General features: G+C 46.3%; 17 protein-coding genes and 1 rRNA gene. 2 read left to right on the plus strand and 16 right to left on the minus strand.

The features are described 5' to 3' along the window. From AB3N00_RS25115 to AB3N00_RS25190, 16 genes are all read right to left on the minus strand, one after another. Window positions 1–72 (minus strand): 16S ribosomal RNA (locus AB3N00_RS25115); the annotation flags it as partial. 549 nt (window positions 73–621) lie between these two features. Beyond that, on the minus strand, window positions 622–1,839 hold the full coding sequence (locus AB3N00_RS25120; RefSeq protein WP_413037014.1) for a TraB/GumN family protein: 1,218 nt from the start codon (window positions 1,837–1,839) through the stop codon (window positions 622–624). 193 nt (window positions 1,840–2,032) lie between these two features. Next, window positions 2,033–3,331, minus strand: coding sequence for an ABC transporter permease (locus AB3N00_RS25125; RefSeq protein WP_413037015.1), 1,299 nt, complete (start codon window positions 3,329–3,331; stop codon window positions 2,033–2,035). Next, complete coding sequence (locus AB3N00_RS25130; protein WP_413037210.1) at window positions 3,324–4,226, minus strand: ABC transporter ATP-binding protein; 903 nt, start codon at window positions 4,224–4,226, stop codon at window positions 3,324–3,326. Before AB3N00_RS25130 ends, AB3N00_RS25125 begins: the two co-directional genes overlap by 8 nt. Before the next feature lie 20 nt (window positions 4,227–4,246). Beyond that, window positions 4,247–5,140: an ATP-binding cassette domain-containing protein gene (locus AB3N00_RS25135; RefSeq protein WP_413037016.1), complete on the minus strand. Its 894-nt coding sequence runs from the start codon at window positions 5,138–5,140 to the stop codon at window positions 4,247–4,249. Between the two features lie 13 nt (window positions 5,141–5,153). Next, window positions 5,154–5,543 (minus strand): GntR family transcriptional regulator, encoded by a 390-nt coding sequence (locus tag AB3N00_RS25140; RefSeq protein WP_413037017.1) that lies wholly within the window; start codon window positions 5,541–5,543, stop codon window positions 5,154–5,156. 87 nt (window positions 5,544–5,630) lie between these two features. Then, window positions 5,631–6,344 (minus strand): hypothetical protein, encoded by a 714-nt coding sequence (locus AB3N00_RS25145; RefSeq protein ID WP_413037018.1) that lies wholly within the window; start codon window positions 6,342–6,344, stop codon window positions 5,631–5,633. A gap of 353 nt (window positions 6,345–6,697) precedes the next feature. Continuing rightward, window positions 6,698–7,069 (minus strand): hypothetical protein, encoded by a 372-nt coding sequence (locus AB3N00_RS25150; RefSeq protein WP_413037019.1) that lies wholly within the window; start codon window positions 7,067–7,069, stop codon window positions 6,698–6,700. Between the two features lie 112 nt (window positions 7,070–7,181). Beyond that, the gene (locus AB3N00_RS25155; RefSeq protein WP_413037211.1) at window positions 7,182–7,646 is read right to left on the minus strand and encodes a DUF420 domain-containing protein; all 465 of its coding nucleotides are present in this window, start codon (window positions 7,644–7,646) and stop codon (window positions 7,182–7,184) included. A gap of 38 nt (window positions 7,647–7,684) precedes the next feature. Next, on the minus strand, window positions 7,685–8,605 hold the full coding sequence (gene ctaG / locus AB3N00_RS25160; RefSeq protein ID WP_413037020.1) for a cytochrome c oxidase assembly factor CtaG: 921 nt from the start codon (window positions 8,603–8,605) through the stop codon (window positions 7,685–7,687). 109 nt (window positions 8,606–8,714) lie between these two features. Then, the gene (locus tag AB3N00_RS25165; RefSeq protein WP_413037021.1) at window positions 8,715–9,035 is read right to left on the minus strand and encodes a cytochrome C oxidase subunit IV family protein; all 321 of its coding nucleotides are present in this window, start codon (window positions 9,033–9,035) and stop codon (window positions 8,715–8,717) included. 3 nt (window positions 9,036–9,038) lie between these two features. Continuing rightward, window positions 9,039–9,665 (minus strand): cytochrome (ubi)quinol oxidase subunit III, encoded by a 627-nt coding sequence (locus tag AB3N00_RS25170; RefSeq protein WP_413037022.1) that lies wholly within the window; start codon window positions 9,663–9,665, stop codon window positions 9,039–9,041. Continuing rightward, the gene (ctaD, locus tag AB3N00_RS25175; RefSeq protein WP_413037212.1) at window positions 9,662–11,512 is read right to left on the minus strand and encodes a cytochrome c oxidase subunit I; all 1,851 of its coding nucleotides are present in this window, start codon (window positions 11,510–11,512) and stop codon (window positions 9,662–9,664) included. The genes AB3N00_RS25170 and ctaD overlap by 4 nt, the downstream gene beginning before the upstream one ends. Before the next feature lie 71 nt (window positions 11,513–11,583). Beyond that, on the minus strand, window positions 11,584–12,636 hold the full coding sequence (gene coxB / locus AB3N00_RS25180; protein WP_175394883.1) for a cytochrome c oxidase subunit II: 1,053 nt from the start codon (window positions 12,634–12,636) through the stop codon (window positions 11,584–11,586). Between the two features lie 582 nt (window positions 12,637–13,218). Next, complete coding sequence (gene map, locus AB3N00_RS25185) at window positions 13,219–13,980, minus strand: type I methionyl aminopeptidase (RefSeq protein WP_413037023.1); 762 nt, start codon at window positions 13,978–13,980, stop codon at window positions 13,219–13,221. 190 nt (window positions 13,981–14,170) lie between these two features. Continuing rightward, a complete protein-coding gene (locus AB3N00_RS25190) occupies window positions 14,171–14,359 on the minus strand; it encodes a hypothetical protein (protein ID WP_017690840.1) in 189 nt (62 codons plus the stop codon). A 399-nt stretch (window positions 14,360–14,758) separates the two neighbouring features. Between AB3N00_RS25190 and AB3N00_RS25195 the strand changes: the two genes are divergently transcribed. Then, the gene (locus AB3N00_RS25195; protein ID WP_413037024.1) at window positions 14,759–15,040 is read left to right on the plus strand and encodes a transposase; all 282 of its coding nucleotides are present in this window, start codon (window positions 14,759–14,761) and stop codon (window positions 15,038–15,040) included. 203 nt (window positions 15,041–15,243) lie between these two features. Beyond that, entirely contained in the window at window positions 15,244–15,582 is a 339-nt protein-coding gene (locus AB3N00_RS25200; protein ID WP_413037025.1) for a DUF4870 domain-containing protein, read from the plus strand. Window positions 15,583–15,916: the final 334 nt, after the last annotated feature.

The following is a 15,916-nucleotide window of genomic DNA, read 5'->3' on the forward strand; positions in this document are numbered from 1 at the left end:
ACTCCGCTCGACTTGCATGTATTAGGCATGCCGCCAGCGTTCGTCCTGAGCCAGGATCAAACTCTCCAATAAAGATGGATTTCAGCAGCGCGGTTAGACGCTATGAAAATCATCTGGGGTATTGAAAAGAGCGATTAGCTCATTTTGAATCTGACGAGATTAAAAATCTCAATTGTGCTCCGGTTTTCATACAGTCAGATGACTTGTACCGAAAACCTTCACGTTCATCCTGCAAGCAGGATGATTACTCACTCGTTGTTCAGTTTTCAAAGATCAAACTTCGTTTGCATCCGAGTGTTGTTCTCTTCAGCAACTCTTATATATTATCACGTCCGAACCAATTTAGCAAGCACTTTTTTTTAAGTTTCTTTCGAAGCTTATTTGTTTTGCTTACCGCACCGTGTTTCTCGTGTTTTCTTGGCCGGACAATTAATATATCACAGACTCAAACAACTTGTAAAGAGTTTAATTATAATTATTTTTCTCATTATAGTATTCCTGTGTTTCAAGTGACTGCGTAGAACTCCTACGATAGTAGATGATAGTCTTTCTTCTATATAATAAACATACCCCGTTCAATCCTACTGGATTTGAACGGGGTATGTTTAGAAATCATTGTTGTTATTTACGTTCTACTGTGTAACCTTTATCCTCAAGCAATTTCACGATTCCGTGCTCACCCAGGTAGTGGGCAGCACCTACAACGATAAAGTACTCCTCTTTCTTATCACTCTTCAAATACCCATCAATCTTGTCAGCCATGCCAATGTTACGGTCGATCAGCATTGCTTTGTTGTACTCCTCGTTATCAGAGAAGTTATTAGTGAAGTCTAACAACTGCTCGTCGTTACCCGTTTTCCACATCTCAGCCATTTGGTCTACGCTGCTATCCAATACATCGAAGTTATCCAGTGTTGCACTCAGTGTTTCTTCTTGCAATTCTTTCGAGAAGTCGTTAAACATGCCCAGTTGGGACTCGTAAGACTCCAGTTCAATAACCGGAAGTTTACGTTCGATCGCCTTTTGAATGAAATATAGATCCACTCCCGCTGAAGCCTCATATCCGGCCGTCGCCGCTTTCAGGCTGGCAAGTGTACTCTCTACAACCCAGGGCTTGAATGCATCCAGTGCATTAGGCTCCAGTCCGTTTTTCTTGAGAACATCCCCCAGCTTGGTGTACGTCTCGCTTGAAACATGATCCTTCAGTGTTGTTCCATCCTTGTAAGTTCCCAGATCCAGAACCAACTGTTGTTGTGCCTCGTCAGCCCCTTTACTTACATCAACCTCTACGCCCAGATAATCCGCTTCAGCGAAGGCCTCTTCAAACTCCTCAGGCAATGGATAGAAGCTATCGTCCGCAATATGCATGGAGCCTACCAGATATACCGTGTTACCGTTGCTTTCCACTTCCCACATGAATCCGCGGCTACCCGTTTTTGCGGCAGTTTCAGTTCCCTTGGAGACAAGCAGCACTGTGCGGGTCTTCGCATCCCAGTTTACTTCGTAACCTGTAGCGTCACCTACGATACGGATCGGTGCATACGTTACGCCATTAATGCGTGTAAGCTTGCTTTTGAGTGTAATCGTTTTGCCATCCACTACTGCTGTAATCGTATCATCTGTCGCAGTCGTCAGCTTCACATCCATCGCATCAAGTGTGGAGCGAAGCGGAACCAATGTAGTTCCCTTATTATTAATTGGTGCTCCTACATTGTACTCCACTGCCTGGTCATTGACTTTAACAGAAGTCCCTTGAGGTGCAGCCATGGCCGGCGCAGCTGAAGCGAGCAAACCCACCGAGATTGTGAGGGATAAGAGCATGCGTTTCCAGTTTTTCATATTATGTATTCTCCTTTTAGATATATAGTAGATTAAATCTATTAGTTCAATGAATGAACATCCATCCATATTACGATAATAGACTGGGAGGGGTTCCACCTTTTCCCTAGGATGGTCCCCTCTTCCCTTATTTTGATTACTTCTTAAAGCAGTAATAGTAGAGTAGTAGTAGTAAGTAAGTACTTGAAATAACTTAAATTTTGTAAGCTCGCATCGCCTTAAATAGCTCCTTGAAAGTTGGACGCTTACCATACATCAGTACACCTGTGCGATAGATTTTGGCAGCAAGCCAGCCGAAGATTAATATCGATACGGCCAGTATGACCAGAGACACGATAATCTCCCACGTTGGTGCAACCCCCGCCCCGATCCGTACCAGTATGGCCGTAGGCGAGGTGAACGGAATGAAGCTGGCAACTTTTAAGAGCAAAATATTCGGCGTTGAAATACTGAAGATTGCAATGTAGAAAGAAACCAGTGACAGCATCGTAATCGGCAGAACCGCTTGACCCAATTCTTCCGTACGGCTAACCATTGAACCAATCGCAGCAAACATCACAGCGTATAGGAAGTAACCAAGAATGTAAAAGATAAGTCCGTATGCAATCACAGCTAAATTCACATCACTCAGATTCAAACTGAATTCACTCAATACATCACGGTTATGAGGAAGCAGCACATTCCCGGCAACCACTGCACCGAAAATACCGATTTGAAGCAGACCGACCATAAATATACCGATGATTTTGCCAAACATCTGACTGAGTGGAGACACGCTCGTAATCAAAATTTCCATAATGCGCGAGCTCTTCTCTGCAGTAATTTCGGACGCAATCATGTTACCGGTCATCATTGTGGATGTGAACAGCAGGATGATCAGCAGGTAGACTACAATGTAGTTGATCGGGCTCATTCCATTCTCGGACGCGGCATCAGATCCCCCCTCATCCACAGTTAAGCTTTGCTCGCTTACCTTAACAGGCGTATTAATCAGTTCCTTTTGTTCATCTGTAAGAACATCCTTCACAACGACATCCAGCTTCACACTTTGCAGCGCAGCTTCTATAGAAGCAATAATTTGAGGGGACACCTCTTCCGTTGAATACAGGATCGGTTGCGGGAACTCCTGTCCTTGGGCCGCCTCGAACTTCAGATATCCATCGGTAAGCCCGGATTCTGCGTCTGCCTTCAGCGCTGCTTCATCTTTATCACCAGCAGCAATGAATCGGTACGCCTGATCTCCTTGTGCGGATGAGAACTTCTCCAGCTTCTCCGACAATTCAGGCTGTCCAGCACTCAGTAGTCCAATGTTTACAGGGTTGCTTCCTGCAGTTCCACCGCCACCTGAGCCACCATTAAACAAGGTAATGAAATAGGGCACATTAAGTCCAATCGATATTAAAAGTGCGAGTACAATTGTCGTAACTACAAATGATTTCGTTTTAACCTTGTTTTTGAACGTAAATCCGATGATTGTTCCCATTTTATTCATTCGACTCACCTACCTCACGAATAAAGATTTGGTTAAGCGTTGGTTCTTTGATTTCAAAATGCTCTACGGTAGTCTGCATCATTGCGTGTTTCAAAATCTCCTGCGCCGCCTCCACCTGAGCGATATGGATGAGATATCCACGCTCGTTTCGTTCTACCTTTTTCACACCAGCCAGCTGCTCCAAGCCATCGACGCTGCCAGTAGTGTTTAGGTACACCTGCTCACGTGGATAGCGGTTCTTGATCTCCTTGATCTCGCCTTGAACCACAGTATTCGAGCGATGCAGGATTGTTATCTGACGACAAAGTTCTTCTACATGCTCCATACGATGTGTCGAGAACAGAATGGCCGTTCCCTCGTCACGCAATTCCTTGACGGTGGATTTGAGCAATTCCACATTCACTGGATCAAGACCACTAAACGCTTCATCCAAAATAAGAATTTGAGGACGGTGTACTACCGCAGCAATAAAGCCCATCTTTTGCTGATTACCCTTCGATAATTCTTCAATCTTTTTGTCGTAATACTCGGGGACTTCGAAACGATCGAGCCAATACCTCAAGCTTTTGTCCGCATCTTTGCCATTCATGCCGCGAAGGCGGGCCAAGTAATTGATCTGATCACTGACCTTAACCTTGGGATAGAGCCCGCGTTCTTCCGGAAGATAACCCATGATCTGCTGCAGCTCGGTACTATAAGGCTTGCCGTTATATCGTATCTCCCCACCATCCGGATGAATCAGTCCAAGGACCATACGCATCGTTGTTGTTTTACCAGCACCATTGGCGCCCAGCAGTCCGTAGATTTCGCCTTCTCCCACATTGAGCGTAACGCCATTAACAGCTGTCTTATCCGCATATTGCTTCACTACCTGTTTCAGTTCCAATCTGTTCATCATCTATCGTCCCCCTTCTTTTATCTCCACAGTGTCGGAGCATACCCTTCAATCCAATATTGCAGTACTTCGTCCAGCTCCAGGTTTCGGATCTTCATTATGCGATTACCCGCAAGCTCCAGCCTCTCCTGCGCTTCAACGACCCGGGTCGTAATCACCCGAATGGCTCCAGCCTCCTGCTTCGACTCAACAGCCCCCGGTATACTCTCAGGCCTAAGATCACCTTCGTACCAGATTTCTCTCCATTGATCGAGTACCACATCTTTCTCTGCCATGCCAAGCGATTGTCCCCGGTGCATCAGCACGATGTAATCAGCGAGACGCTTCACTTCATCAGCAATATGTGTAGCTATCAAAATGGTGGTATCCCCATCCGCCATGAAATTGCGGAATTGTTCTACCATAACCCTCCAGGCAAAGGGGTCAAGCCCTGAAGAAGGCTCATCCAGCAGAAGCAATCTCGGCCGTGCAGCAAGCGCAGCCGCTATTTCGAACTTGCGACGTTCTCCTTTGGACAACTTCTTTAACTTCACATCATAAGGAACATCCATATCATCCATGAGCTGGTTGAAAAATTTCGCATCCCAACGGGTATACCAATGCGCCCGGAATCTGGCAGCTTCAACAGCGGTTATATTGTCTTCTTCCGAACCTCCACCGTCTGCAACAAAACCAATATGCTCTCTCAGCTCTGTAGGAAGTTCACTTTCGTAATGCTGTCCGAACCACATGATCTGACCGGAATCCGGTAGCACGACACGCTGAAGCATATTCAGCAGGGTGCTCTTCCCTGAACCGTTATGTCCCAATATGGCGACGACGTATCCTTCGGGAATTGCGAGATCAATAGGGCCAATAATTCTACGCTTGCGTATCTTGGATACACCGTTTAACTGAACCGCTATTGGTTCCATGTTTGGTCCCTCCTCACTTCGGATAGTAGATCTGAAGAATCTCTTGGAACAATCTAGCCATTTCTTCCTCACTGCATCCAACGGATTTACCTGACTGCACTGCTGCCTGCAGTGCTTCTCTTGCTGCTGTCAATTTGTACGTTTCCCGGTCTCCTGCCTCAACTTTGGCTACGAACGTCCCCGTACCCTGCTTCGTTCGAAGCAAGCCTTCATTCTCCAAATCCTGATAGACCCGGCGAACAGTAATAACGCTGCAGTTCAATGATCCTGCGAATTCTCGAATGGACGGCAAATGCATTCCCTCCCCCAATTGACCCGTTATAATTAAAGATCTTAGCTGGTTTTCAATTTGGTGATATAAAGGTTCAGCACTGTTTTCATTAATTTGAATCGGTATATTCAAGCCCTGCACCTCACCCTCGCGTACACTTCAGTTCACTTGCACGATAGTGCCGGTCATCCTCGATGTCGTTCTGTATTTGGCCTAACTTTAACTTAAATCCCGTTTCGATAATTTCCTGAGTGTGATGCGACTAAGCAACCACAACACCGCAAAACCTAGGATTAACGAAACCCACATAAAAGGTGATAACAACCCCCAGGTTTTACTGATCTCTACGGCATATTGCACTCCGTTCCCGCCCATGAGTCGAATTATAATCGCAATAAGGACAATCACGGGTATAAACAGCATGCTGATTAACAAATACTTTTTGCCAGTGTGTAAAAACTCTCCAAAGATATAGAACCCTGTAATCAGAACCCCATATCCTGTACAAGTTAGGGCAAAGGCCAAATATTGATCCCATCGGAACCCTTCCAGATGCATAACGGAGACATACAATGCGCCATAGTGGAATATGCCATTATAGATAAAGGCCAGCAATGCCTGCTGAATGCGTCCCCACATGACTGTTTCTGCCGAGATGGGAAGTCTGCGATAGTAGGTCAGCATCTGTGTATACGAATCTTCCTGTATGTAGCGGAAAGAGCGTCTGGAGAAGATAAATCCCTGAAATGGAATCATAAGCATGAAGTAGGAATCGGAAATCGTGTTAAGTACATTTTCCTCTCTCTGTCCATATAACATGACACCACCCATAGCTCCAACGTAGATCATAAACATCGCAGACCATAACCATTGAAGACGATCCTTGCTCCATTCGCTGCGGGTTAACCACCAAGCCTGCTTCCAATCATTCATAACATTGCCTGCCTTTCCATCTCACGCTTTACTGTGCAAGCTGTGTTCACTGTGTTTACTGTATATATCAATATACACAGTATACAGACTGCACCTCTGTGCCGTCAACCCTTATTTTCCTGAATCAGGAATATTCCAGGGGCTTATTTCCTTTTCCATGCTGCTGAACTCCTGAGCGTGACGGGCCTTTCAGGCAGATAGCGCGGCACGTACCACTATGATCGTTCAATAACTGTATTGAGCTGTAAATTTGCAGGCACAAAAAAAGAGAGCTGACTCCGAAATTGTGCGAACACAAAGTGGGGTCAACTCTTTCATTTTCACGGCAACTGTATACAGAAGAGGTCTAACTTTTAAACCAGAGTGTAGCCGCTTGGCAAACGGCGATTACGACGGATGGCACGAATCTCGGCTAGTGTCAGCCGTTGATTAGTGGAAATCAGGGATTCCACATCATTCCCACGGATCAGATCATCCAAATCTCTCAAGTTGGTGTTGCCACGATAAACACGGAACCCACCTTGAAAGTTTGGTCTCGTAAACACAACCAGCGTTGCATTCGAACTTGTCGAGAAAAAGCGCAGGCTCTCTACCCCACCCAGAATGTTGTCCAGATTGCGAAGACCCGTGTTGCCACGGTAAATCCGGCTTCTTCCGTTATAGTTCTCCTCTGAATACACCGTAAGACGTGGATACGTTTGACTGACTTGGACTGTTTTTTTCATTTGTCTTCCCCCCTCTCGATCTCATTCTATGAATGGATGTGAGAGAAGGTATGGACGAATCAACGGATCGATTCATCCATTTTCATATTTTCATAGGGAAATTGCTCAAATTCTACAACCCAAGAATGACTTCCCATACAGGACGTGTATGCCCGCCAGGATATAGGAGGTATAACAATACATACACAATGACGCCAGTCAGTGCACTACTGAACCAGACCATGGAAGTAAATCGTCCCCAGCGGCGATGAGTTGCAAACTTCTTTTTGAAACCCAGTACCAGTGTGGAGATACCAAAGACAGCTGCTGCCGTAGCGAGAATAATATGAAATATCAAAAAGATCCGGTAGAAAATCTCCATCTCAGGATCACCGCCCCAGGCGGTATTTCCAACAAAGATCGTACGAGACATATAAATCACAAAGAACAGCAAGGCAGCAACGGCTCCTGCAACCATCGCGGTTTGGTGTGCCTCACGTTTTCCACGAATAATCAACCCCCACCCAATTCCCACCAGCACAGCACTAATTACAATGAAAGAAGTACTGATCGTAGGCAGCAGAAAATGTATATCCATCATCGTGTATTCCCCCTCTTGTCTAAACATGACTTGGCTTATTTCGCAGGATTAAGCGGCCCACCGGAACTCTCTACAGGATATGGGTCATCATCATCTTCGCGTTTTTCCTTGCGATACCATTGGAAAAAGACATAAGCCAGCATGGAAACGAAGATACCCTCCTGAATGAATTTCATCACAATCCCGCCCACCTGCTGATCCTCCTTGGCAGAGGACAGAAAGTTGAAGAAGGCTGGACCTCCGAAAGTGCGCAGCAAGGCCGAGGAGTCCCCGGATACACAATACCGCATCGCTTCAGCCCATACACCCGGGTTGCTATACGTTGCATATAACGGCTCGGACGCAAAGATAATCAGACCACAAGCGGGTGTCAGCAGTACCATGTTGAGAAAGATAAATCCGATCTTCGACAGTCCTGATGCCTGTCTTCTTTCTGGCAGCGGATTAAGAAGTGTCCACCACATGAGCATGGAGGTTATAAAGAGAACCAGGTAATATAATCGGTGGACTGTAAAATTGAGCATCACAAAATCATGCACAACAGGCAGATGATATAAGGAGAATAGTCCATTGAAAAGCAGGGCCGCCACGATTGGATGAGCCAAGAAGGAGAGCTGCCGTGTTGGCAGCCATCGAAGCATTTTGCGCCATACCCACGCAGGCAGACCCTTCATTAATAACGGTGGCGCTACCAGATAAGACAAAGCCATGCTCACCATGTGGAAACTGAACATGACATGCCCCAGCAGATTAAATGGCCCGGCTTGCGCGAGATAGAATACAGCTAGACCAATGATAAACATGTTTTTTTGAGCAACCGTTGCCGGCTCTGCATCCTTGATTCTCTCACTCAATGGACCTACGACGACCAGATATGCAGCTGCGATAAGCAGAAAAAAAGCAAGAATTAGCGGACTCCATAAATCGTTGAAACTAAAATATTGCAACCCGAGCATACGGGAAACCTCCCGGTGATCTAATATGGTTGTTTTCTGGAATTCGTTACATGGATTTGGATCGCCAAAAAGGGGAAAAGACGGCGGCTCTGCGCCGCCGCCATCTCATTTACCACCAAACCCAATAAAGCGCCATAATGATGCACGTGAATGCTACGAAAAATCCGAACGCCATAAACAGGATTGGCATCAAATGCCCCTTATCCTTCATGTGCATCCAATATCCAAGCTGAACAAAAACCTGAAGGATTGCCATGACCACCAGAAGGATAATGGTAAAGGACGTATTCATGCCCCCTGCCTTCACGGCTGCGAACGCAATGAGTGTCAAGACGATTGAGAATATAAACACAACAACGTGTTTCTGTGGTCCTTCTGTTCGGTGACGATGCTTCACAGGTTGTTGATCACTTTTATCCTGTACCGACATGTGTTACCCCACCTTTCCGAGCAGGTAAACGACCGTAAAGATAAACACCCAGACCACGTCAATAAAGTGCCAGTACATTGCGGAGACGTACACCTTTGGTGCGGTTACGACCGTTAATCCTTTTCTGAACAGCTGCCCGATAATAAGTCCGATCCACAGAATACCGAATGCAACGTGGGCGCCGTGGAAGCCAACCAGGGTGTAAAAAGCCGAGCTGAATGCACTGGTTGTCATCCCGAACTCTTTGTGCACCACATATTCATAGAATTCATAAATTTCAATACCAAGGAATCCAAGGCCCAACACTACCGTTATTCCGAGCCAAAGCGCCAACGCGTTGCGGTTGCCCCGGTGCATGGCCTGGATCGCAAAAACACTTGTCAGACTGCTGACGAGTAGGATGAAGGTAGCTGCTGCCACGAGAGGCAAATGAAACAATTCATTGGCTGATGGGCCCTCATTCGTTTGGTTCCGAAGTGCCAGAAAGGTTGCGAAGAGTGTACCGAACAATACCGTCTCCCCGCCAAGGAACAACCAGAAGCCAATAAGCTTGTTGCGTCCCTCCAGCGTTGCTTTCTCCGGTTCATGCGGCAGTTGGCCGTTCACCGGTTCGGCATGTGAAGTTGTCATGTTCTAACCCCCTTCTCATCCTGATCTTCCGGTTCGATATGCCAGCCATGGTCATCATAGAGTGAACGCAGCGCCATCGCTCCGAATGTAATCAGAAGGCCGACAATGACCACAATATAGTTATTGAACAGTCCATTCATAAAAGCATTGCCAAAATCGTCCTTGCTGAACATCAGACCCAGTCCGGCAATGAAAATACCGACAGACATGACAAATGGCAGTGGAGTCGCAGATGGCATATGAATCGAACCTACCGGTTCGGCCGGAGTCATTTCGGTATGACCTGCCATCTTTTCCTTCCAATATGCATCGATCCCGCGAACAAGCGGAGTCTGCTTGAAGTTATATTCTGGCGGCGGAGATGGAATGGACCATTCCAACGTACGGCCATCCTCCCACGGATCATTTGGTGCGTCGACCGGTTTTCTCGTTGTGATTACGATGTTCACGAGGAACATGATCACCCCAACTCCCATCAGGAATGCTCCAATGGAGCTGACCAGATTAAGCAGGTCGAAATCCTGGTTCGGCAAGTATGTAACGATCCGGCGCTGCATTCCCATGAGACCCAGGAAATGCTGTACAAAGAACGTCAATTGGAAACCGATCATGAACGTCCAGAATGTCCATTTTCCAAGCGTTTCACTCAGGATGCGACCAAACATTTTTGGCCACCAGTAATGCAATCCCGAGAACAAGCCAAGCACCAATCCGCCAACGATAACGTAGTGGAAGTGGGCCACGACAAAGTACGTATCATGAAACTGGAAATCGGCCGGTGCAGATGCCAGCATGACACCCGTAACACCACCCATGACGAAGGTTGGAACGAATCCAACAGCAAACAGGTTCGCTGCTGTAAAGCGGATCTGTCCACCCCACATCGTAAAGAGCCAGTTAAAGATTTTGATTCCTGTCGGTACAGCAATCAACATGGTTGATATTGAGAAGAGCGCGTTTGCGACATTACCCAAACCTGTTGTAAACATGTGATGCGCCCAGACCATGAATCCCAGGAAGGCAATCAGGATGGTTGCAAACACCATGGAGCTGTAACCAAACAATCTTTTGCGTGCAAAGGTCGGAATAACTTCCGAAATAATACCAAAGGCCGGCAAGATGAGTATATACACTTCAGGATGTCCGAAGATCCAGAAAATGTGCTGCCAGAGTACCGGGTTACCACCATTCGCAACATCGAAGAAGTTGGCTCCCAGAATACGGTCAAATGTTAGCAGCACCAATCCCACCGTAATGGCAGGGAATGCAAAAAGGATAATGGCTGATGTAATAAATGTTGTCCAGGTAAACATCGGCATCCGCATGTAGGACATGCCTGGCGCACGCATCGTGATGATGGTAGCAAGAAAGTTAATGCCCCCGATGAGTGTTCCCAGACCGGCAATCTGGAGACCGATTGTGTAGAAATCCACACCGTGTGTCCCGCTATATTCACTACTAGAGAGTGGCGTGTAGGAGGTCCAGCCTGCATCAGGTGCCCCGCCCATAATCCAGCTCAGGTTGAGCAGCAGTCCACCAAACAGAAACGTCCAGAAACCAAGTGCATTGACAAATGGAAATGCGACGTCCCGGGCACCAATCTGCAACGGTACAACAGCATTCATAATGGCAAATATGATTGGCATGACTCCGAGAAATATCATTGTTGTTCCGTGCATGGTAATCAATTCGTTGAACACCTGTGCCGATACAAAACTATTCATCGGCTTCATCAGCTGAATCCGGATTAAAATGGCTTCAATCCCGCCAATCCCGAAGAAAAATCCGCCTGCAATTAAATAAAGAATGGCGATTTTTTTGTGATCGACGGTGGTGATCCAATCCATCAAGCCCCTGTACCGCTTGACGCTATGAGCATGAGCCAAGGTTGTGTACCCCCTTCTTCGTCCTTGCTGTTCTATTCATAGTCCAATTTGTAGTTGGCTAGATATTCGGCAATTCCGTCGATTTCTTCATCCGTAAGTCCAAGATCTTTTGGATTCGGCATCGTATTGCCTGGCTTCACGGATTGCGGATCATGGAGCCATTGTTTCATGTTATCCAGTACCGGATTGCCTTCTTCTTGTCCCTCACGCTGGTTCAGCAGAATTCCGGCAACCGATTCCTTACCACCGATTCCTGTGAGATTCGGCGCAACCGGTCCGCCCTGATCTCCTACAGCGTGGCAAGAGAGACAGTTTGTTTTGAATTTCTCAGCAAGCTGTGTATCTTCCGGCAATACCGCTGGAGCTTTCATTTCATTGACCCATCTGTCGAAGGATTCCTGGCTGACTGCTTTTACCTTGAACTCCATATAGGCATGAGACCTTCCGCAGAGCTCTGCACATTTCCCGCGGTAAACGCCTTCATTCGGAGCCGAAAAACTAAATTTGTTCACTGTTCCATCCGGGTTTGTGTCCATTTTGCCCGCAAGTGACGGCACCCAGAAGGAATGAAGCACGTCAGCGGTTTTTAATTCGAATGCGATTTTCTTGCCGGTCGGGATGATTAGATCTTGAGAGGTGGTGACATCATATTGAGGATAAGTGAATTCCCACCAATACTGATGCGAGGTAACTTTGACCTGAATTGCATTTTTGTCCTTGGACAGATCTTCGCCTTGGGCAAAAATCGTCTGAACCGTCGGTACGGCCAATACAATAACAAGCAATAACGGAATGGCTGTCCAAATAACTTCCAGCTTGAAATTGCCTTCAACCTGTTCGGGCACTTCATTCTGCCCGGCCCGCCTGCGAAACCGGATCAGCACATACGCAGCTATGGCAAATACAATGATGAGCACCACGATCATAATCGCAATGGACAGCTTCATCAGATCATATTGGCCTTGCGCCACAGGACCCTGAGGTTTCATTACCGACAAGTCTTCCCGCCCGCATGCGGATAGCAGCAAAGAGAACACCGCCAGCAAGGGGAGAATTCGCTTTGCAACCTGCCACTGTTTCATCATTGATCTACCCCACTTTTTTACATTTTCGTAGATTACCGTCGTCGTTCGAAGGCCTAGCTCATTCAACCTGTTTCAACCCGATACGCATAATCCTGTCCGTCATACAGAACGCTTACAAAAATAACGCTTCCAGAACCCCCATCATTTCCTTCATAGGGCATGTCTGCGCATTCTTCCAATTCATTCTATATGGTTCAATCACTTATTAAATATAAGTTGAGGGTATGATTTTGTCAATCTTTGGACACATGTTCACAAATTGTTCACTTTATGTAAAAATCCGCACCACAACTTAGTTTGCAAACGATTTCAGTTATAAATGTAAACCTCTTAATTTGAAAATATTTGCCATATTTCGGTGATTTAACGTGTTCTTTTGGTGATTTTTATCACGTTAAAAACATGCAGTATTATGCAAAGGGATTGCTGCTTTATCTCCATTTGCCTTTTTCCAGATCTACTGGGAAGTGGCGCTCATTCAGCTCTCATTTACAACGATGAACCGGCATGAAGCGCCATCCCTGTAATATAGTTACATTTTAAATTAACACTGGAACTGATCAATTCTGTCCCTTAGTGGATTTATGATCCATCTGTCAGAATAAGAGGTCCATCCCGGGTTATCGCTATCGTGTGTTCATATTGGACTCCCCAGCTTCCGTCCACTGTCCTGACAGTCCATCCATCTTCATCCCAAAATACCGCTCCAGAACTTCCCCTCGTAAATATCGGCTCTATCGTAATGACCATGCCTTCGGTGAGCATCATGCCCGTTCTGCGTTTGCCATAAGGAAGTACATTGGGTGGTTCATGAATATATTGACCAATACCATGACCAATGAGCGGCTTTACAATACCATATCGATACAGCCTTGCGGTACGCTCAATAGCGTTGCCGATATCCCCGAGCGTGTTTCCAGGGACCGCTTGGGCTATAGCCCGATGGAGAGCCCTCTCCGTTCGTTTCATCAGCTTGCGGATGGACCTGCGTTGTTCACCGATCCCGTAAGTCCATGCCGAGTCGGCAAGCCAGCCGTCCTTGTTTACCACCATATCAATGGTCACAACATCCCCTGCGGCCAATTCCCGATCGTCCGGGAAGCCGTGACAGACAACTTCGTTGACCGAAGCGCAGGTTGCATAAGGATATCCCTTATATCCCTTTTGCTCCGGCGTTGCTCCTCTTTCGGTTAGAAATGCCTCAACCCGTCTGTCAATTTCAGCTGTGGTTATACCAGGAGTGAGCCATTGTTCAATTTGCTCGTGGCAGCTTCGCAGAATCCGGCCTGCTTCCCGCATGTAGTCAATCTCTTCTCTCGTTTTCAAAATAGGGTCCACATGCATTCATCCTTCCTGCCATATGTGTACTTCCATGTATATGCAGCAAGAATGCAACAAAGCCCAAAAGTGATGCAAAGCTCTGTTCCCTCTCCGAGTGAACTACAGAACAACAAAAAAAACCGTCTGCCGGAGCATGACGCCCGGGAGACGGTTCTATTCATATCGGAACAGTATAATTCAGTGATGTGGTGTTTCAGGACACGGAAGAATCCATCTTGACAAGCTCATGCTCGACCACAGAAGTCAATTCTTCCTCATATCCACCCGTAATCCGGTATTTCCTCACGTACTCCTTCACGAATTTTTTTGGATCCTTAGGACGGAAAATCCGAGTCATTTCCCTCAAACTTTCTTTGACCTCATTGTGACCTTTCGTTGCCATTGTAATTCCCTCCCAAAACGTTGAAAGTGAATGCTCCGTTTAGAGAACGCCGAATAAGTCTTAAATGCCATCCATGAAGTTGTGTGCGCGGCTTAAAGCAAGCTTTAGGTCGGGAACCTCGCTAAAAGCAAGTACCTGACACTATAAATACCCGATATGATTCAGTGTGAATCATAATCTTATTGTAGCATATTCGGGAGTATGTTACGACTTGACGATTTTACTTATTATTTATAACGGTTTTTACGCCCAAAAAGTTTAATCCCGAATCATATTTTATGAATATGTCCTTTCTGTACGGAATTAATTCTATCCAGCATAACACGGAACTATTCGGGGGATATTATCACGGACAACCCATACAGTTAAATTAATGGTATCCAAAGGAGGCGCCGTTTCATGGACCGCGAAGAACAGGATATGCTGCCCCTTTCGCATGAAAAGGTGGAAGTCGACGGAGTCTACATCAACGAAGCGGGACGCGAGGAACATCTGCACCGGGGTCAACATTTCCCGGCCGATCCGGTTCTGGGCAAATCAGAGTGGAAACTCACCGAATTTATGTTTGACAACCATCACGAAGGCCGCACTGACGAACGACTTGTACCCAAAGAGAACGATACCGACAAAATCGGCAAAGTTACTCATCCACGCAGAAATTTTCAACGAAAAGATCTTTAAATTCGTTGAAGTGCATTGATTATCTAGCAAACTGACTGGGGCACATCCAAGCCATACCTATGGCTGGTGCGCCCTTGTTTCCATATAGGTTTCTACATATTAAAGATTGCGCTTCAAAATGAATATCTTCCGTAGTACTTATGGTTCAGTTCTGTCCACCTTCTTCATACCTTAGAGAAAAAGGACAAAGGAGGCTGGACCGGATGTCCCCAATGAAATCGTCAAGCGGTCTGGATGAAAATATTGCCGGCATGCTTTGTTACCTGTTTACTTTTGTAGGCGGTATCGTCTTCCTGGCCGTTGAAAAGCGCAGCCGGTTTGTGCTGTTTCACGCGCTCCAATCCGTTACGGTCTTTGGCATTATCATGGTTGGCCATGTATTATCCGCATTTCTTCCTCTTTTCGGCCCCCTGGTGGCATCCTTGTTATCACTGCTGGGTGTAGTCGTATGGATTATCATGGTCGTCACCAGTTTACAGGGAAAATGGCTGAAGCTGCCTTGGGTTGGTGATTTTGCCGAGAAACAGATGCGCCATCTGTAGCTTTCTTAATAAGCAAGTTCCGTCTGTTCAATAACAAAAGGCGATCCGAACCTGACTGAGGTTTGAATCGCCCTTTTTCTATTAAATTGCTGCCACCATAATTGGTCAATGCCACCCAAAGACATACAAGGAATCAAGCAGTCTGGCAAACTGTTTTCGCTGGCTCCATAGTAGTAAGGGACTCAGATAAAAAATTTTGTTCCCTTGCTTTTCCTCTGAAGACAAAAAAACATCCGGATCGCTGCTCTTCCACGCAGCCATCCGGATGTTTAGGTGATATATCATTTATTCCGTGAATCAATCATGCCATTAACTGTATTCATTCATATCGTGA

It is taken from the genome of Paenibacillus xylanilyticus (genome assembly GCF_047246825.1).
Classification (GTDB): domain Bacteria; phylum Bacillota; class Bacilli; order Paenibacillales; family Paenibacillaceae; genus Paenibacillus; species Paenibacillus xylanilyticus_B.